This is a genomic window from Algoriphagus persicinus, from assembly GCF_035156415.1.
Lineage (GTDB): Bacteria > Bacteroidota > Bacteroidia > Cytophagales > Cyclobacteriaceae > Algoriphagus > Algoriphagus persicinus.
In genome coordinates, this window is the sequence record NZ_JAYEEY010000012.1 from 100206 (window position 1) to 120004 (window position 19799).

The 19799-nt window shown below is 39.6% G+C and carries 11 protein-coding genes; 8 read left to right on the plus strand and 3 right to left on the minus strand.

Annotated elements, in window-relative coordinates; all coding sequences use genetic code 11:
- The 7 genes from ffh (at position 1) to U3A58_RS11255 (ending at position 13657) form a co-directional block, all read left to right on the plus strand.
- Positions 1-1344 carry a signal recognition particle protein gene (gene ffh, locus U3A58_RS11225; protein ID WP_323823520.1) on the plus strand — a complete coding sequence of 448 codons (1344 nt, stop codon included), beginning with the start codon at positions 1-3 and terminating at the stop codon, positions 1342-1344.
- Between the two features lie 339 nt (positions 1345-1683).
- Positions 1684-2313: a carbonic anhydrase family protein gene (locus U3A58_RS11230; RefSeq protein ID WP_323823521.1), complete on the plus strand. Its 630-nt coding sequence runs from the start codon at positions 1684-1686 to the stop codon at positions 2311-2313.
- 1117 nt (positions 2314-3430) lie between these two features.
- Entirely contained in the window at positions 3431-8671 is a 5241-nt protein-coding gene (locus U3A58_RS11235) for a PAS domain S-box protein (RefSeq protein WP_323823522.1), read from the plus strand.
- A gap of 140 nt (positions 8672-8811) precedes the next feature.
- Complete coding sequence (locus U3A58_RS11240; protein ID WP_323823523.1) at positions 8812-11943, plus strand: two-component regulator propeller domain-containing protein; 3132 nt, start codon at positions 8812-8814, stop codon at positions 11941-11943.
- 9 nt (positions 11944-11952) lie between these two features.
- Complete coding sequence (locus U3A58_RS11245) at positions 11953-12393, plus strand: response regulator (RefSeq protein ID WP_323823524.1); 441 nt, start codon at positions 11953-11955, stop codon at positions 12391-12393.
- Between the two features lie 18 nt (positions 12394-12411).
- A complete protein-coding gene (locus U3A58_RS11250) occupies positions 12412-13053 on the plus strand; it encodes a response regulator (RefSeq protein WP_323823525.1) in 642 nt (213 codons plus the stop codon).
- 142 nt (positions 13054-13195) lie between these two features.
- The gene (locus U3A58_RS11255) at positions 13196-13657 is read left to right on the plus strand and encodes a GyrI-like domain-containing protein (protein WP_323823526.1); all 462 of its coding nucleotides are present in this window, start codon (positions 13196-13198) and stop codon (positions 13655-13657) included.
- A gap of 117 nt (positions 13658-13774) precedes the next feature.
- Here the strand turns inward: U3A58_RS11255 and U3A58_RS11260 are convergent, their stop codons facing one another.
- Together U3A58_RS11260 and U3A58_RS11265 are read right to left on the minus strand one after the other, a co-directional pair.
- Positions 13775-14518, minus strand: coding sequence for a LytR/AlgR family response regulator transcription factor (locus tag U3A58_RS11260; protein WP_323823527.1), 744 nt, complete (start codon positions 14516-14518; stop codon positions 13775-13777).
- Entirely contained in the window at positions 14515-15588 is a 1074-nt protein-coding gene (locus tag U3A58_RS11265) for a sensor histidine kinase (protein WP_323823528.1), read from the minus strand. Before U3A58_RS11265 ends, U3A58_RS11260 begins: the two co-directional genes overlap by 4 nt.
- 335 nt (positions 15589-15923) lie before the next feature.
- On the opposite strand from U3A58_RS11265, the gene U3A58_RS11270 reads away from it, so the two are divergent.
- Complete coding sequence (locus tag U3A58_RS11270; RefSeq protein ID WP_323823529.1) at positions 15924-18434, plus strand: TonB-dependent receptor domain-containing protein; 2511 nt, start codon at positions 15924-15926, stop codon at positions 18432-18434.
- A 380-nt stretch (positions 18435-18814) separates the two neighbouring features.
- On the opposite strand, the gene U3A58_RS11275 is transcribed toward U3A58_RS11270, so the two are convergent.
- Complete coding sequence (locus U3A58_RS11275) at positions 18815-19792, minus strand: pyruvate dehydrogenase complex E1 component subunit beta (protein WP_323823530.1); 978 nt, start codon at positions 19790-19792, stop codon at positions 18815-18817.
- Positions 19793-19799 lie beyond the last annotated feature (7 nt).

The window sequence follows — 19799 nt, forward strand, 5'->3', positions numbered from 1 at the left end:
ATGTTTGATAATTTAAGTCTAAAATTAGACCGGGCTTTCAAAACGCTGAAAGGAACCGGGACAATCACCGAAATAAACGTTGCAACGACTGTCAAAGAGATTAGAAGAGCTTTGATCGATGCCGATGTCAATTATAAAGTAGCCAAGGAAGTCACGGATACCATCAAGACAGAAGCCCTGGGTAGAGATGTTTTGATTTCTGTTTCTCCCGGTCAGCTATTGATTAAAATCACCCAAGAGGAGCTTACCAAGCTCATGGGTGGTAAAAAGGAGGATATCAAAATCTCCGGTGATCCGTCGGTTATCTTGATATCGGGTCTTCAGGGCTCTGGTAAAACCACTTTCACTGGTAAGCTAGGAGCACACTTAAAGAAGCAGGGCCGACAGGTACTGTTGGTGGCTTGTGATATTTACCGTCCTGCGGCGATCGATCAGTTGAAAGTATTGGGTGAGCAAATCGGAGTAGAAGTATATGCTGAGCCTGAGAATAAAAATGCGCTGGAAATCGCCAACAATGCGATAGCATACGCAAAGAAAACCGGTAAGAAAACCGTGATTGTCGATACGGCTGGTCGTTTGGCTGTGGATGATGTGATGATGACTGAGATCGAAGGGTTGAAAAAAGCCTTGAACCCATCAGAGACACTTTTTGTAGTAGATTCCATGACAGGTCAGGATGCGGTGAATACTGCGAAGACCTTCGATGAGCGTTTGAATTTTGACGGAGTCGTTCTTACCAAACTTGATGGTGATACACGAGGTGGTGCTGCGATTTCTATTCGTCACGTAGTAAATAAGCCGATTAAGTTTATTTCTACCGGAGAGAAAATGGAAGATCTGGATGTATTCCACCCAGATCGTATGGCGCAGAGAATCCTGGGAATGGGTGATGTGATTTCCCTGGTGGAGAGAGCTCAGCAGTCCTTTGATGAAGATGAAGCTAAGCGGATCAATTCTAAAATTCGTTCTAATAATTTCAATTTTGATGATTTCCTTTCCCAGCTAGAGCAGGTAAAGAAAATGGGTAATATCAAGGACTTGTTAGGAATGATTCCTGGAATGGGTAAAGCCATGAAAGGAATGGATATCGATGATGATTCCTTCAAGCCAATCGAAGCAATCATCAGATCAATGACTCCAGCGGAGCGGGAGCAGCCTGATCTCATTGATGGAAGTAGAAGAAAGAGACTTGCAGCGGGTTCGGGAAGAACTATCGTGGAGGTGAACAACCTAATGAAGCAATTCGCTGATATGCGCAAGATGATGAAGCAGATGAACAAGATGGGAGGAGCCAAGGCCGCCATGAGCAAGATGCTTCCTCCAGGTAAGGCAGGAAGAAGATAAACTATTGAAACCCGGTCGAGAGATCGGGTTTTTTGTTTTATTATTAAATTGAGATTTGTTATCAGAGAGAAGAAAGGTGGTAGAGATTTAAAGAGAATCGTGACAGTACAGATAGAAGATGTCGTCAAAAAGGTGGTCAATACTTAGGTTTAGTGCAACGTCACCATGGAAACAGAGTCCGGAACCGCGTAAATTGAAAATCAGTATCTTTAAGAAGTTAGGATTAAACTAACGCATCCGAATGCTCGTCGTTACTAAGGTGAATCCAATTATCGGCCATTTTACCAACCTTACGGGAAAAACATTTTATTCAATCAATACTAATTAAAACCAATAGAAATGCGAGTACACACAAAAGAAACACAGGCGAGTTTAACGCCAGAAAAGGCACTTCAAATTTTGAAAGAAGGGAACAATAGATTTGTGAACAATCTAAAAGCAAATAGAAACCTGTTAGAACAAGCAGGATATACTGCTGATGGACAGTTTCCATTTGCCGTAATTTTAAGTTGTATTGACAGCCGAACTTCTGCTGAACTAATATTTGACCAAGGGTTAGGAGATGTTTTTAGTGTAAGGATTGCAGGAAATATTATTAACGAAGATATTTTGGGCAGTATGGAATTTGCTTGTAAAGTAGCAGGTTCAAAAATAATTGTAGTACTGGGACATACAAAATGTGGAGCAATAAAAGGGGCTTGTGACCACGTAGAAATGGGAAACCTAACTGCCTTGTTGAGCAAAATACAACCAGCCGTTCATGACGAAAAATCAGAAAAAGAAAACCGTAATTCAAAAAATGGGGCCTTTGTAGAAAAAGTTTCAACTATAAACGTAAAACGAACGGTTCAGGGGATATTGCAACGCAGTCCAATTCTAAAAGAAATGATACAAAACAAAGAAATTGGAATAGTAGGTGGCATACACGACATAACAGACGGACAGGTAACATTTTTTGAGACTGAATAAAAAACGGAAAATATCAAATAGCACCTAAGAAAACATGGGGTGGACAGTGATTTCGAGAAGGTTCATTTTTCGAGGCTAACTGTCGCTGGCGGACAAGGAAGTGATTCGAAAAACCCCACGTTTCTTAGTTGTAAATTGTCAGATTGACTAAATACCTAAAAACTTCTGTATGATTTTACCTGATGTCCCGATGAGATTTGAGAGGTGATTTTTGTGTCTTTTTAAATGAAATCGAGCATTTTTTGAAATTCATTTTGGTTTACCCATTTGGCATCGGTAATATAATCCTGATCAGGATTATCTGGGGGATTTCCATAATAACAGGATTTTCTGCTATAAAGTAATGCATTGGTCTATTGCCAAAAACGCATTCTGATGAATACAGGTGGTAAACTACCTTAGACTGCAATGACACTTCTTCTGCCAGTTCCTCTATGGCGTGTGTCAGTATATCTTTGTCCACTTCGTCAACACATTCACTAACAAATTTCCATTTTTTTTGTTAAAGCTGTGAATGTATTCTTGAATTATGAAAATCTCTTTGGATTCAGTATTGAAAGGATACACAATCACAACCTCACGTTCTTTTCTGCTCGGTTTTTCTTTCAATTTTGTTTGGAGTGTTTCTACCATATATATTTTTTATACTAAAATGATAGTCACCTGTTGATCGGGTGCAAGGGTAAGGAGAATTCTTTATGAGAAAAAATTGAATTCATCATATAAAGATTAAAGCACGTGATTTTATCAATTACCTACAGGGAAATCAAAATCGTCCAATACGAAGTCCAGTCCCTGCACAACCCCAGAAATCAACCAACGCATTTCCTATGCAGAAATAGGTGCAAGGGTAAGAAGTAAACCTATTCACTGAAGTCATTAGCGTCAGTTGGAACAGAAATCGAGTCGCAAATAACTAGATTCGCCCGATAGGGAAAAATTTCCTCTTATTTTGGGCGATGGATTAGATAGTTAGATTGAAAAGAAATATTAGAACCTGAACGGTTGAGATATTATAAACATACGCGATTGCGGATAGAAATATGCTATGCACAAGCACATCAACCAAAACAATAGTTTTTTTTGGTAAAAATGAAAAAATTTAGATATTCACTCGATGAAAAAAAATCAATATAGCGACCTTTTACTCGACCAAATCAAAGACATTGTTTGGGCGGTTGATCGTAATTTATTTTTGGTTTATGCCAATAAAGCCTACTTAAGCCTGATGAAGGAAGTCACGGGTATTGATAAAGAATTGAATACCCCTATTTTGATTGAAGGGTTCGGTGAGGGGTATATTGAAAAATGGGAAGCTTATTACCAGCGTGCACTTTCGGGAGAGTATTTTGAAATCGAGGAAGATTTCTACAATCCGGAAACCAAAGAGACACAGTATGGTCATATTGCCTTCTCCCCCATCCGTGATGAACGTGGTGAAATTCTGACCGTTGCCTGCCGTTCTACGGATATCACTCCAAACATTAGGCAAAAAGATCACGCAAGCCAATTAATGGATGCTTCATTGGATGTTTTCTGTACTATTGATGAAGCCGGAAAATTTGTATTTGTGAGTGCTGTTTCCGCGCATCATTGGGGGTATCATCCTGAAGAACTGATAGGTAAGCCTTACAGAGATCTGATTGTTGAGGAGGATCTCGAAAAAACAGATCTGGTAGCTGCTGAAATTATGGAAGGGAAAGAGTTCAAATCTTTCTTAAATCGATTCCGCAAGAAAAATGGGGGTATCGCCTATAATTTATGGTCGGCCCGCTGGGGCTATGAATCCAAACTGATGTACTGCGTAGCTAGAGATGCGAAGGACAAAATCGAAGAAGAACAACGGTTAAAGTTGCTGGAAAAAGTTATCAATAGTACTACTGATGCGATTGTTATTACTGATGCACAACCCTTGGATGCGCCAGGGCCTGCCATACTATATGTAAACAAAGCTTTTACTAAAATGACCGGCTATTCCTCAAAAGAGGTTCTTGGGAAAAACCCCAGGTTTCTTCAAGGTCCGGATTCTAATAAAGAAGATTTAAAAAAATTAGGTGAAAAACTTAGACGATTGGAATCGGCAGAAATAACCGTGTTGAATTACACGAAAGCAGGAGAGGAGTTTTGGGTTAATTTTGCAGTAAGTCCAGTCACAGACCAAAGAGGTGAGATTACACATTTGATTTCTATTCAAAGAGATGTCACAGAACAGAAGAATCAGCATATTGAAAAAGAACTAATAAGTGAGATAAGCTTCAATTTTAGTGAGGAAGAAGAATTGGTTCCGGCTTCAATTGGATTATGCAAATCCTTGAATACGTTCGGTAAGTTTGATTTAATCGAACTCTGGTGTCCCAATATGGAGCAAACCCAAATAAAACTAATGGGGTGCAGCACACAGAACGAAGATTTCTATGACCTTGAGCCATCGGGAACTTCATTTCAGAAGAATGAGGGAATGCCGGGAAAAGTTTGGGAAAAGGGTAAACAGCTTCTTTGGGATGAAAAACAGATCAATAAATACTTCATCAGGAAAAAAGGAGCTTCCCACTTGGGGCTGCAAGCCATAATTGGGATACCCTTGACCTTTAACGATGAATTGGTAGGTGTACTGCTGATTGGAACCAAGCAGGATTCAGATTATTTGAAGCAACAAGGCTCTTTGTTAAGCCGACTGGAAAAAGTTATTGGATCGGAAATTAAACGGAAGAGACTGGAAAATAACCTCAGAAACGTTTTCGATGCGATTCCCGAAATTCTTTGCATCACTGACTTTGAAGGGCGATTTTTAAAAATCAATAATGCCGCATCCGCCCTGTTGGGATACGCTACAGATGAATTACTATTTCATTCCCTAGATGAATTTACACTTAAAGAAGATAAAGGAAAATTCGAGCAAAAAATTAAGGGTATAACAAAAGAAGTTTCGGTTTTCACTTTTGAAAATCGCTTCTTGTCTAAAGATGGACAAGTAATCTGGTTGAGTTGGAACTGCAATACCGCCTTGGAAGAGGGGTTGGTTTATGCTTCCGCAAAGAATATTACTGCCGAGGTCCAATTAAGGGAGCTAAATGCCCAGGCCGGATCATTGGCAAAAATAGGCTCCTGGGAAGTTGACTTAGAGAAAAATGCTATTTTCTGGTCTGAGATAGTACATGAAATACACGAAACAGACCCTGAGAGCTTTGTGCCTGATTTAGAGTCAGCAATTGCCTTTTACAGAGAAGATTTTCGCCCTATGGTTGCTAAGGAAATTGAGGAAGCAATAGCCGTCGGTTCCACTTTTGAATTTGAAGCAGTTATTATTACTAAGAGTCTAAATGAACGCTGGATAAGAGCTATTGGAAAAACTGAACAGGTGGATGGTGTTACGACGCGGTTTATCGGTAGTTTTCAGGATATAACCGATAGGAAAGAGTCCGAATTAAGGTTGCAAGCACTTTCTGATGACCTACCCGGAGTGACATTCCAATATGTTATTTTGCCTGATGGGCAGGATTCGATGCGCTCGGTAAGTAAGGCCTCAAGTAAAATATGGGGGCTTAGTGCTGAAGAGTGTGAAAAGAACATCAATAAAGTATGGGAACAGATTAAAAAAGCAGGTGATTTAGACGAAGTTCAACAGTCTATTCAACAGTCGATAGCATCTGGCGAAAAGTGGCATTTTCGCTGGAGAAATGTGCTGCCGACTGGTGAACTGAGATGGCACGAAGGATTTGGAACACCCAATCACTTGGCAGATGGGACAGTGATTTTTAATTCCATGATATTTGATATAACGGATGAAAAAAAGGCCGTTTTACTCTACGAGGAAACTGCAGACACCGCCCGGCTGGGAACTTGGGAGATTGACATGATTTCTCAAAAAGTTTATCTCTCTAAAGTAACCCGGGAAATCCACGAATTAGATGAGAAAACTGAAATTTCAATCGAAGATGGGCTCAATTTTTACAAAGAGAGTTTTAGGGAAGTGGCCCGTATTGCTATTCAGAATGGGATTGAAAATGGCGAGCCGTGGGAATTTGAATTGCCTATTATTACTGCAAAAGGAAATGAACGCTGGGTTAGGGGAATAGGACAAGCTGAGTTGATTGAAGGCAAAGTCGTGCGCCTTTTTGGAAGTTTTCAGGATATTCATCAGCGGAAGATAGCTGAATTACGATTACAGTCTGTAGCAAATGACCTTCCGGGAGTAGTATTCCAATACCATCTCTATTCTGATGGAAAGGACAGATTATTGACTGTATCGAACGGTTCAAAACACATTTGGGGACTTAGCCCCCAGCAATGTGAAGCGGATATTAACCTGGTTTGGAACCAAATCAAGAAGGGTGGGGATTACGAACAGGTGGTTCAAGACATTACTCATTCTATCCAGACCAAAACACAATGGCACAGCAAATGGAGAAGCATACTTCCCGATGGTACCCTCAGGTGGCATAAAGGTTTTGGTACACCCTATTTTCAGCCGGATGGTACTATCACCTACAATTCCATGGTTTTTGATTATACAGACGAAAAACTAGCTGTCGATCTGTATCAACAAGCTTTGGCTGAGAAGGCTACCATTTTGGAGAGTATTTCAGACGCATTTTATGCAGTAGATGCCGATTGGAATTTCACCTACTTCAATAAGGAAGCCGAAAATCTTTTGAAGAAAAGTGCAGATGAGGTGTTGGGCGGAAATATTTGGGAGATTTTCTCCCCTGCCAAAGGCACTATTCTGGAAGAAGTTTATAGGCGCGTAGCCTCAACCGGTCAATCTGAAAACTTTGAGTATCATTATCCCGGAGACGGATGTTGGTACGAGCTTACTGTATATTCTTCAAGTGGTGGGGTGTCTTCCTATTTTAAAAATATTGACGAACGCAGAAAGGCCGCTCAGGAGCTTGAAAAAGCCTATAAGGAGAAAAATGAAATCCTCGAAAGCATTGGGGATGCCTTTTTTGCGGTAGATGAGGAGTGGACAGTAACTTACTGGAACAAACAGGCGGAAACGATTTTAGGTAGGGTGAAAAAGGACATTGTTGGCAAAAACGTATGGGAGGAATTTCCCGATGCCATTGACACCGATTTTTACCGGCAATACCACCAGGCTATGGAAACCGGGGAAACCGTTAACTTTGAAGAATATTACCCGACTCTGGACATGTGGATAGAAGTGTCGGTTTATCCATCAGAAAACGGCCTATCCATATATTTCAAAGACATTTCACTGAAGAAAGCAGCGGATATCCGGTTGTTGGAAGCTAACGAACGCTTTGAGTTAGTTACAAAAGCCACCAATGATGCTATTTGGGATTGGGATATAGAAAATGACAATTTCAACAGATCTAATAATATCCATAAGATGTTGGGAAGCCATGCTTCTACGAAATTGAAAAAAAATGAATTTTGGCAAGATTCATTTCATCTCGAAGATGTGGGGAAATTACAAGAGAGCATTCAAAGTGCACTAAATGATCCTCATTCTGAGCGATGGGAAATGGAATATAAAGTACTAAATGATAAGAATGCAGAGCTGTTCATTATTGACAGGGGGATTATCGTAAGAAATAAAAACGGTAAAGCCACTCGAATGGTTGGAGCAATGACCGATTTAACCAAACAAAAAAAGCTTGAAAAAGAATTGTTCCAACTCAGTGAATCTCTTAAAAGTTACTCAAAAGAACTGGAGCGTTCCAATGAAGAGTTGGAGCAATTCGCATTTATCACTTCACACGATTTGCAAGAACCATTGCGGATGATTACCAGTTTTATGGATCAGTTGAAAAGGAAATATTCCGATCAATTGGATGATAAGGCACTCCAATATATTTATTTCGCAACCGATGGAGCAAAAAGAATGAAGCAAATTATTTTGGATTTATTGCTTTACTCCAGAGCCAACAAGCCTTCCGAGCAGCTTGAGGAGGTGAACTTGAATGAAATAGCAGCTGAATATACCCAATTGAGAAGAAAACTTATTGCTGAAAATAATGCTTCTATCACATTTGATGAACTTCCTGTATTAAAGACCAATAAGGCGCCGATAACCCAGATAATTCACTGTTTGCTTGACAATGCGCTTAGGTACGTGAAAGAAAACGGAACTCCTCGCATTGAAATTCATGCTAAGGAAAAGGAGACAGTATGGGAGTTCGCTATTAAAGACAATGGAATTGGAATTGACCAAATGTTCCATGACAAAATCTTTATCATTTTCCAAAGGCTACACAACAGAAAGCAATACGATGGTACCGGTATTGGCTTATCCATTGCTAAGCGAAGTGTGGAGTTTCTAGGGGGAGAGATTTGGCTAGAATCAACGGTGGGAGAAGGTTCTACCTTTTATTTTACGATCTCGAAAAATAATTAATATGAGTGCAAATAATTTAAAATTAGCGCACATCCTTCTTTTAGAAGACTGTAAAATAAATATGGAATCTAATTCTAAACCAAACTTAGGTACCACTCTTTATTTTTCAATTGAAAAAAATCAGGGGGTATTCGAAGGTGATGAATAGAAAAACTAATTTTAGGGTTGTTGTGTATGCATTAGTTCTGCTTTTTATATTGGCAGTAGGTCTTCAGGTATTACATGCCCAATCTGTAAGTGTGAGATTGTCAGATCAGCAATATGTATCAACAAAATATGATAACACAAAAGGCTTACCTGTAAACACAATATTCAGGGTAATAAAAGATGAGATCGGTTTTCTTTGGGCAGTAACTGAAGAAGGTCTCGTTCGGTTTGATGGTATCAATTTCAGGATTTTTAATCAGGAGAATGTGCCAGAAATTGTATCCCCATATTTTTATGACCTTACTGAATCCTCCTCGGGAGGGATCTGGGCAGCTAATGTAAATGCAATTGTGCACGCTTACAGAAATCAAATTGATGTATATGAGGTGAAAGATTATGTACAGGGGTCATGGATAACCAGTATATCAGAAGATGATCAAGGAAATGTCTGGGCCGGTACTCAAAATGGGAACCTGATTGTTTTGATGGATGGAGAAGTACGATGGGCTGACGGATGGAGTAGAGAGGGAAAAGGCTCCGTAATGACCCTGAAAAGAGTTTCGGATGGTTTGTTGATCGGAACACAAACCGGTCTTCATAAATACTATTTCGATTCAGATAATATAGAGGAAATTCCTGAGTTCTCAGGATTTGAAATCAGGGCTGCTATTGAATCGAGTACAGGTAATATTTGGGCCGGTACCCGAAATAATGGTATTCTTTATCAGCTACAAGATACTTTGAATGTTCTTGATCAATCGAATGGTTTGGTAAACAATCAGGTAAATGTATTACAAATAACGCAAGACGGAAGCATTTTAGCCGGGATGGGCTCGGGCGGTGTACAATTGATTTCCAGACAGGAGATTGTGACTTTTCGAGAAGTAGAGTTTGGCTATAATGAAGTAAATGATATTTATATTTCTGATTCCGGAATCGTTTGGTTGTCTGCTACAGGCCATGGCATCATACAAATGATTCCTGCAGATATTCGAATGCTGAGAGAAGAAGACGGACTTTCAAATGATATAACACTAGCCATTTATCAAGATCATAACGGGGTAATATGGACAGGTACGCCTGGTGCAGGTGTAAACAGAATTGAAAATGGAGAGATAACCCATATCACCCCTGAAGCTGCTGGTATGGCACATGGTGTGGTTTTGGGGATCTATGGAGTGGATGATTATATCTATTTCGGAACCGGTAATGGATTATATCGGTATAATCCACTTTTAAATGAAATTGACCGAACATTTACAACTGATGATGGCCTTGCAAGCAATATTGTACAAGCTATTTATCAGGATAGTCTTGGTAATGTATGGGTTACATCAAGAAGCGGAGGTATTCACAGGCTGCGTAATCATGTCGAGTTGGAAAGAATAGCAGTCCCTGATCCATTTAAAAATGCAGAATTTACCACCATTCTTGAAGACAGTAGGGGTAACGTGTGGTTCACTACAACATCAGTTGGAATTCTAAAAATAGACAGAAACAATAATGCAACTGGTTTTTCAATGTACGATGGACAATCATCCGAAAGGGTAATGAGCCTCTATGAGGATCCTGAAGGTTCAATCTGGGCCGGTACAAACGAAGGGCTTTTAGTGTTAAAAGAGGATCAGTTCAAGTTGCTTAATCGAAATCACGGCTTACAATTCAATGGGGTTTTCAGAATGATTGAGGACAATTACGGCTATCTCTGGGCAAGTGGTAATTTTGGCATTCAGAGAATGAAGGTAACCGAACTTCTTGCACTAAAAAATGATGAATCCGGTAAAAAAAGAGTTCATACGAGACTTTTTGATACTTCGGATGGGATGGCAAATCCTGAGACGAACGGAGGAGTATTTCCGGCCGGATGGCAGATGGATAATGGAGAGATTTGGTTCCCTACCGTACAAGGAATCGCAAAAATTAACCCTTCACTATTCATCCAAACTGAAAGGGAAATTGATGTACATATTTTAACGATGCGTTTTGGTGAAAGCGAGTTCAGTGTCCATAATAATATATCCATTCCACCGGGTGTCCATAATCTAGAAATCCACTATGTAAGCTTTGATTATAAAAAGCCTCACACAATAAACTATAGCTACAGGGTGAATGAACTGAGTGATGAATGGCAATCTGTCGGAAACAGAAGTGTAGCATACTTTACTTTATTAAATCCTGGTAGTTATACATTTGAAGTTAAAGCGGAACAGTTTGGTGTCGAATCTGAAATTGCATCCGTTTCTTTTGACATTGAGCCATTTTTTCACCAAACCAGATTGTTTATCGCCTTAGTATTGGCAGGATTGTTTATGGCTGGTTATTTTGTTCATCTTTTTTACTCAAAGTCACAGTTGGGCAAAAAATTAAAAAAGGAAGTAGATGAGAAAACAAGAGAGTTACAAGAGAGAAATCAAACACTTGAGGTTTTACTGAAAGACCTGGAGCGTTCCAATGAAGAATTGGAGCAATTCGCTTTTATCACTTCTCATGATTTGCAGGAGCCACTGCGGATGATTTCCAGCTTTATGGACAAATTGAAACTGAAATATGCTGATCAGTTGGATGATAAGGCACTCCAATACATTCATTTTGCTACGGATGGAGCCAAACGAATGAAGCAGATTATATTGGATTTATTGCTTTACTCACGAGCCAACAAGGCTTCCGAGCAGCTTGAGGAGGTAGACCTAAATGAAATTGTATCTGATTACACCCAATTGAGAAGGGAACTCATTGCGGAGAAAAATGCTACTATCACATTTGATGAACTTCCTGTATTAGAGACCAATAAGGCGCCGATTACCCAGATAATTCACTGTTTACTAGACAATTCGCTTAGATACGTGAAGGAAAACGTACCCCCCCGCATTGAAATTCATGCTAAGGAAAAGGAGACAGTGTGGGAGTTCGCTATTAAAGACAATGGAATTGGAATTGACCAAATGTTCCATGACAAAATCTTTATCATTTTCCAAAGGCTTCACAACAGAAAGCAAGACGATGGTACCGGTATTGGTTTATCCATTGCCAAGCGGAGTGTCGAGTTCGTAGGAGGTGAAATTTGGCTTGAATCCACTGTGGGAGAAGGCTCTACTTTTTATTTTACAATTGCAAAAAACAAATAATCACATAATATGAGTGCAAAAAATTTAAAATTAGCACATATTCTACTTGTAGAAGACAATGAAGGAGATATTCTGCTTACACTTGATGCTTTTGAGGAGAGCAAATTTGAGACACAAGTTAGCGTTGCCAGAAATGGCCAGGAAGCTTTGGATTTTTTAAACAAAAAAGGCGAGTTCTCCAATGCTCAAAGACCTGATATAATTTTATTGGACATCAATATTCCCATTTTTAATGGGCTTGAAGTTTTAGAAGGGATTAAGCAGGATGAAAGTCTGAAAAAAATACCTGTAATTATGCTCACTACTTCTTCTAATCAAAAAGACATTGAAAAGGCATACAAAAACTACTGTAACAGCTATATAAAAAAACCTTTGGAAATGGATGAGTTTATGGACGCTATTCTAAAGATTGAAGAGTTTTGGTTACAGCTTTCGGTTTTATCGGATTAGTCTTACATTCCAAGTTATATGAGTAGTAAACACAAGACCATTTTGGTCATAGAAGACAATGAGGGTGATTTTGTATTGATTGAAGATTACCTGATTGAAGCATTTAAAATTATTCAAATAAATAGATATGAGACATTTAGTGACTTTAAAAAATTTATAGATAAAAAATCTGATCTCAATTACGATCTCATTTTGCTTGATTTGCACTTACCCGACTTATCGGGAATAGAATTAATTGAAAGCCTACTTGCGTCAAAGATTCTGGTGCCGATTATCATTTTGACAGGTTATGCTGATCTTTCTTTGGCAAAAGAGAGCCTTAAATTAGGAGTTGATGACTTTTTGATCAAAGACGAAATAACTCCAAATATCCTTTATAAAAGTATTGAATTTGCATTCAGTAGAGATCTATATATCAAACAAATTCAAGCGCAAAATGAAAAACTAAAAAGCATCGCATGGACACAATCACATGTTGTTAGAGCCCCTTTGTCGAGAATATTGGGAATTATCAATTTAATTGAAACCCAAAAGGACAATTTGGATGATTTGATGTTTTGGCTTAATCAACTTAGGGTATCATCTGAAGAAATGGATGCTATCGTAAAAAACATCACAGACGAAGCCCAAAAGATCCAACTGAACAAAAACAATGAATAAAGTATCTTTATCATCATCTACAGATAAAAGTGATAAAGAAAGAGCAGTACAATATTCATTTGTCCGAAATTTTTTTTACAAACCATTAAATACTAATGACATAATCGAAATTTTGAATAGCAATTAAATTAAAGGACTCATTATGACAGAAAACAAAGGTGATTTTAAATTAGTAGGACTAAAACTGAACGGTAAAACAACCAATCAAAACAACCAATCAAGTAAAGATTGTGGCAACTTATGGCAAAAATTTGAAACGGGTAAAATTTTCGAACTTATTCCAGAAAAATTATCCAATGAAATATATGCTGTTTATTTTAATTATGAAAAGGACGAAACAACCCCCTTTTCATATTTTATCGGGTGTAAAGTAGATAAGAATTCAGAATCACCAAAAGGGCTTGAAGAAATAATGATACCCACTCAAGAATACAGCAAATTTATAGCAAAAGGTGTTATGACAGGTTGTATAACCAATACTTGGAAGGAAATATGGAACTCTGACATAAAACGAAAGTTTGGATTTGATTTTGAAGTGTATGATGAAAGAAGTCAGGATTGGAGTAATGCAGAAGTAGATATTTATATATCGACAATTGACTAAAAAGATGCTAGTGAATTTAAGTGTTTCGCTTTCAGCAAAAAGTAAATGAACGACAAAAAGCGACGGTATTTCAACTAGGTTTTCGCCCAAAAAAAGCAGGATAGAGAAAGCAACTAATCAATTCATCCATCTACTCATAAACTCCAAGAAAGCCTCTTTGTAGTTATCGCTTACACTGATGTGGTTTTTGCCGATTTGGATCACATTTTTGGATACCGAGTCTATATGGTCTAGTGACACGATATAGGATCGGTGAACTCGCATGAATTTATCGGAAGGCAGTAATTCCTCCATGCTTTTCAGACTGGTCAGAGAAAGAACGGGATTGGGTTTAGAAAGCAAGTGCACTTTTACATAGTCTTTGTAAGCTTCCACATACCCAATATCCTTGAGCATTATTTTAACAAGTTGATATTCTACCTTCAGAAAAATGTATTCCTGAGATGAGGACTCAGCATGTGCTGCTTCAGATTTGGGTTGCACTTGTTTTTCGAAATAGGAAAAAGCTTTGGTAGCGGCATTTAAGAAATCTTCGTAGCTATAAGGTTTGAGCAGGTAGTCGAGTGCTTCTACCTTATATCCTTCGATGGCAAACTGGTGATAAGCCGTGGCAAAGATGATTCTGGTCTTATCTGAATTTTTCTTTCCATCCAAGACCCTGGCGAGCTCCATTCCGGACAAGTCAGGCATCTGAATATCCATAAACGCAAGTTGAACCTCATTCTGATTGATAAAGCTCAAGGCTTCGATCGCATTGGAAAACTTGCCAATAAGGTTCAGGAAGGAGGTTTGCTCAATGAATTTGCTGAGTAATTCAAGTGCAAGTGGCTCATCGTCTATGGCAACACAGTTAAGTTTCATTCGAGATTGATCGTAAGATTTACCCAATACTCTTGTTTGGCTTCGTCTTTACCAAATTTCAAGCGATGTTTATCGGGATAGAGTAGGCTCAGTCGTCTTTGGGTGTTCACTAGGCCAATGCCATTTTCCTTAGCTTCGGGGCCGTCAGAATGTACCGGGAAAATATGGTTTCGTGTTTCGAAAAACACGGTTTTGCCCATGATTTCCAGTTTAATCATAATTTCGCTTTGCTGCTGGCTGCTTACTCCATGTTTGAATGTATTTTCCATAAAAGGAAGCAGAAGCATGGGCGCTATTACTAGATCGTCTTTTGGTTCGTCTATGGAGATGTTGAGGGTTACTTTTTCAGTTAGCCTCATTTTCATCAATTCTATGTAATCATTTATGAAACTGACCTCTCGGGTCAGCAGTGTTTCATTTTTCTGATTTTCATACAAGACATAGCGCATCATCCGGGATAGTTTCAACAGAGCTTCCTGAGCCTTTTTCACATCCAAATTGGTGAGCGCGTAGATATTATTAAGGGTGTTGAAGAAGAAATGTGGGTTGATCTGAGCTTTCAGGTAAGAGAGCTCAGTGCTGATTCGCTGCTGGTCCAGTTCTCTTCTGAGCGACTCATCTTTTTGCCATTTTTGCACAGAAGCTACCGAGGTGCTTATTCCAATAGTCAATAGGTAAAACATGATATTGAAGATATCTCCAGAGGTTCTACGAGGCTTTGGGACATAAGGCTCATCCGGGTTAAAAGCTTTATGCATGAGTTCCTGTAGGTTCAGGAAACTCTCGGCATAAATAAGCAAGCCAACAAAGAGCACCGCTCCAAGGATGATAGTCAATAGATATACGGCGTGCTTTCCCTGTAGTAAGACCTTGGGCACAAACCAGAGCATATTTATGTAAAATATACAGATAAGCAGGACTGCCATGAATACTTGTCGCACCCAGAACTCCACCGGGATATCGACACGCCACGAGAGTGGGGAAAGCAACAATAGAACCGTGCTTAACATGGCCCATCCTAGAATATGTACTAGAATCGAAACTCTCCTTTTAGGACTTAGATTGATCATAAATCTGATTTTCAGTATTCAAACTAACGCAAAGCAGGCCTTTATATAAAATGTAATCTGCCAATTCGGTGATTATAACTACCGAAGGACCATATAAGCAGATGAACCGACTCGCAGATTAATTTAGAGGTTTTATCCGACGAAAGAGGGTGTTTGTCGATGAAACCTACCTAGCCGTCTATTTACGGAAAAACTGCGAAACAAACCCTGTTGTTTTGGGGTATCAACTAGCACGAGGTCCAGATATTAAGATAACTGGTGATCTAGCAAGGGCTTCAAAGGGAAAAGAATAAAACTAAAAATCACCAGCCCAAATGAGCAACTACCTACTACACATGAAAAAATTATTTAACATTATCGCAGTTTTTCTCCTGATCAGCACCAGTGGTGTGATGGCTCAGCAGACTCCCGGAAAAGTAAGCACTCCTACTAAAATCATTGGTATAGCCAAGGATATGAAAACAGGAGATCCTGTGGCCTATGCTACGGCCGCACTTTATGTAGCGGGAAGTGAAACCAATATCGCAGGGGCTGTTGCTGACGGGGATGGGAAGTTTTTTATCACAGGCATGGATCCCGGAACCTACGATTTGAAGCTTAGCTTTTTGGGTTTTGAAACCAAAACAATCCTTGGTATTCAAGTACCCTCTCTGACTGTAGATGTTAATATTGGAGAAATTGAAATGACTGACGAAGGCCTAGCGCTAGAGGAAGTGACGGTACAAGGTCAGCGTGACTTGATCGAAGAGCGCGTGGATCGTACGATCTACAAAGCTGAAAATGATAAGACTACCGCAGGGGGTGACGGAACTGACGTACTAAGAAGAGTACCTATGCTTTCTGTGGATCTGGATGGTAACGTGTCTATGAGAGGAAGTACAAATATCACTGTGCTGATTGATGGTAGGCCTTCAGCAATTGCGGCAAGCAGCATTACAGATGCCTTGAAGCAGATTCCTGCTGACGAAATCAAATCTGTAGAAGTAATCACCTCTCCTTCTGCAAAATACGATGCTGAAGGTACTTCAGGAGTGATCAACATCATCACCAAAAAGAATAACCTGCAAGGGATGTCTGCAAATATCCGTACAGGTACAGGCCTGAGAGGATCTGATTTTGGGCTAAATGCTAGTGCAAGAAAAGGCAAGTTTGGATTTACTTTAGGCGGATTTGGTAGAGCGGGTTATAATACGCCAGGTGGCTTTGAAAATATGCAGGTTGTGACTAATCCGGACAACTCTATCTCAACAGTGCTTCAGTCGGCAGATACTAAAAGAGATTACCTTTTTGGACGATATAACTTTGGCGCGGATTATGAAATTGATCAATACAACTTCTTGACAACAGCAGTTAATTTCGGTATCAGAAACTCTAAAAATAACCAGAACAATTTCCTTACTCAGAATTTCCTTGACGGTGATTTAGTACGTAATGCACTAAGAGAGACTAACACTAAAGACAATTCAAATTCAATAGATGTCAGCTTGAATTATACCAGGACTTTTGAGGAAAAAGGAAAAGAGATATCTGTGTTGACTCTGTATAGTAGAAACAATCAGGAGAATTCCTTTGTGAACACGCTGTTTGAAGACGATATGTCCACCATAGATTCTCGCTTGAAAAATGACAATCCAAGCAAAAACGAGGAGTTTACTATTCAACTTGACTTGGTAGAGCCTCTTGGAAAAGATGGCAATTCGATCTTGGAATATGGAGCTAAAAACATCCTGAGAAAAGCCTATTCTGACTTTGCTTACTTCCAAGCTGATGGTGCAGATGGCGACTATGTAGAGAACCTGAACCCAAGCTTCAACAATGAGTTTAGCTACGATCAGAATGTCACTGCTGGTTATTTATCCTACACAGCTACTTTGTTTAAGAATTACACGATCAAGCCGGGTATCAGATATGAATACACTACCATCAATGCTGATTTCAAAACGGAGTCTGCAGCGGTGGATATCCCTTCCTATGGCACTTTTGTTCCCAGCCTGAATCTAAGTAGAAAGCTTGCCAATGGCAATATGATCAAAGCGGCGTATAATAGAAGAATTTCTCGTCCATCGCTTAGATATTTGAATCCAAATATTGATTCATCTAACCCACTTCAGGTTTCTCAGGGTAACCCTGAGCTTTCTCCTGAATACACAGATAATTATGAGTTAGGGTATAGTACGTTCTTCAAAAGCACGATGGTGAGCTTAAGTGGTTTCTTCAGAAATACTACTGGATCTATTCAGTCCGTGCGAACAGTTCAGGACGATGGTGTTATCTACACCTCCTTCGATAATATCGGTCATGAAAATGCAGTGGGCACAAACATCTTCACCAATATCAGCATCAGTAATAAGTTCTCCTTGAACGGTAGTGTGGATGCCTATTATGCGATGCTTGACAATGGTCTGACAGATCCGCTTTACGCAGCATCAAATGAAGGATTCGTGGTAAGTGGTCGTTTATTCGGTAACTACACGCTACCTAAAAACTGGCAAGTTCAAGTGTTCACTTTTGCTAGAGGTAGAAGTGTTCAACTGCAAGGTTCATCTGGAGGATTTGCAGCCTATGGCATGGGAATCAATAAGCAGTTTGCTGAGAAAAGAGGTAGCATTGGTTTCGGTGCCGATAACTTTCTTGCAAAGGAATTTAGAATGAAAAATGAGATCATTACCCCAACTATCGTTCAGAACAGCACGAACATCATGCGTAATATGAACTTCAAAATCAACTTCAGCTACAGAATAGGTAAGCTAAGCGTAGATCAGAAGCCTAGAAAAAAGAAATCCGTTACTAACGATGACTTGAAAGAAGGCGGAAGTGGTAATGTAGAAATGACTCAGAATAAATAATTAAAAAAAGTAAATAGTAGATTGGGTTACAAGAGAAAAACCCGTCCTCGTTTGAGGACGGGCTTTTTTATGCTTTGTTTGCCACGGAGGATGCGGAGGATTACGCAGAGAACGCTGCTTGTTATTTTGTTTGAATCTTGTAGAATTAGAGGGCTGAAAGCACAAGATACCAAAGCCCAGCTTGTAGAGCTGGGTTATAGAAAGAGTACCTATAGAAAAGCTCTGAAAGAGCGAAATAAAATTAAATCCCCTTCAAAATCGAAAGGAAGTAAGTATAGTTTTAAAGCAATGTAACCAATTGTTTTTGAGCATATTACTTTATAATAAAAAGCCCGACTTCAATCTAATGAAGCCGGGCTTTTCTATGGTGGACGAAATGACTACTTGTAGCAGACTTTCTTAATTGCATCTACGGTTCTCTTCACATTTGGCAAGGTAGCCTCAATGTAAGTAGGCGAGTAACTCAATGGGATATCCATGGAGTTCACACGAATCACTGGTGAGTCAAGGTAATCAAAAGCATAGCGCTGGAAGTGATAAGTCAATTCAGATGAAATACCTGCAATAGGATTTGCTTCCTCTACGATCACTACACGGTTTGTTTTCTTTACAGATTCCACGCAGGTGGCGTAATCGATAGGTCGCACGGTGCGTAGGTCAATCACCTCGGCTTCTATGCCTTCTTTTGCCATTTCTTCGGCAGCTTCAAGAGCAACTTTCATCATTTTACCGAATGAAATAACAGTCACGTCTTTTCCTTTTCTCTTCACCTCAGCTACGCCGATCGGAAGAAGGTACTCTCCCTCAGGCACTTCGCCTTTGTCGGAATACATCACTTCAGACTCCATAAAAATCACTGGATCTGGGTCACGGATAGCAGCCTTCAGCAAGCCTTTGGCATCATAAGGATTGGAAGGAACGATAACTTTCAGGCCTGGCGTATTGGCAAACCAATTTTCGAAATTGGACGAGTGCGTAGCACCCAACTGTCCTGCACTTCCTGTAGGACCTCTGAAAACTACTGGTACGCTGTAAGCTCCGCCTGACATGGCTAGCATTTTTGCAGCGGAGTTGATAATCTGATCTATAGCAACAAGAGAGAAGTTGAACGTCATGAACTCGACAATAGGCTTTAGGCCATTCATCGCAGCTCCTACAGCTAATCCTGAAAAACCAAGTTCTGAAATTGGAGTGTCATAGATACGCTCGGAACCGAATTCATCTAGCATTCCTTGGGATACTTTATATGCCCCATTATATTCAGCTACCTCTTCACCTATCAGAAAAACGTCTTTATCACGTCTCAATTCTTCGGACATTGCCTCTCTGAGGGCTTCTCGAAACTGTATTTCTCTCATTAGTTTA

Excerpts from the sequence above, each read along its gene's own strand:
- ffh (WP_323823520.1), top strand. The coding sequence starts at position 1 with ATGTTTGATAATTTAAGTCTAAAATTAGACCGGGCTTTCAAAACGCTG.
- U3A58_RS11230 (WP_323823521.1), top strand. The coding sequence starts at position 1,684 with ATGCGAGTACACACAAAAGAAACACAGGCGAGTTTAACGCCAGAAAAG.
- U3A58_RS11235 (WP_323823522.1), top strand. The coding sequence starts at position 3,431 with ATGAAAAAAAATCAATATAGCGACCTTTTACTCGACCAAATCAAAGAC.
- U3A58_RS11240 (WP_323823523.1), top strand. The coding sequence starts at position 8,812 with ATGAATAGAAAAACTAATTTTAGGGTTGTTGTGTATGCATTAGTTCTG.
- U3A58_RS11245 (WP_323823524.1), top strand. The coding sequence starts at position 11,953 with ATGAGTGCAAAAAATTTAAAATTAGCACATATTCTACTTGTAGAAGAC.
- U3A58_RS11250 (WP_323823525.1), top strand. The coding sequence starts at position 12,412 with ATGAGTAGTAAACACAAGACCATTTTGGTCATAGAAGACAATGAGGGT.
- U3A58_RS11255 (WP_323823526.1), top strand. The coding sequence starts at position 13,196 with ATGACAGAAAACAAAGGTGATTTTAAATTAGTAGGACTAAAACTGAAC.
- U3A58_RS11260 (WP_323823527.1), bottom strand. The coding sequence starts at position 14,518 with ATGAAACTTAACTGTGTTGCCATAGACGATGAGCCACTTGCACTTGAA.
- U3A58_RS11265 (WP_323823528.1), bottom strand. The coding sequence starts at position 15,588 with ATGATCAATCTAAGTCCTAAAAGGAGAGTTTCGATTCTAGTACATATT.
- U3A58_RS11270 (WP_323823529.1), top strand. The coding sequence starts at position 15,924 with ATGAAAAAATTATTTAACATTATCGCAGTTTTTCTCCTGATCAGCACC.
- U3A58_RS11275 (WP_323823530.1), bottom strand. The coding sequence starts at position 19,792 with ATGAGAGAAATACAGTTTCGAGAAGCCCTCAGAGAGGCAATGTCCGAA.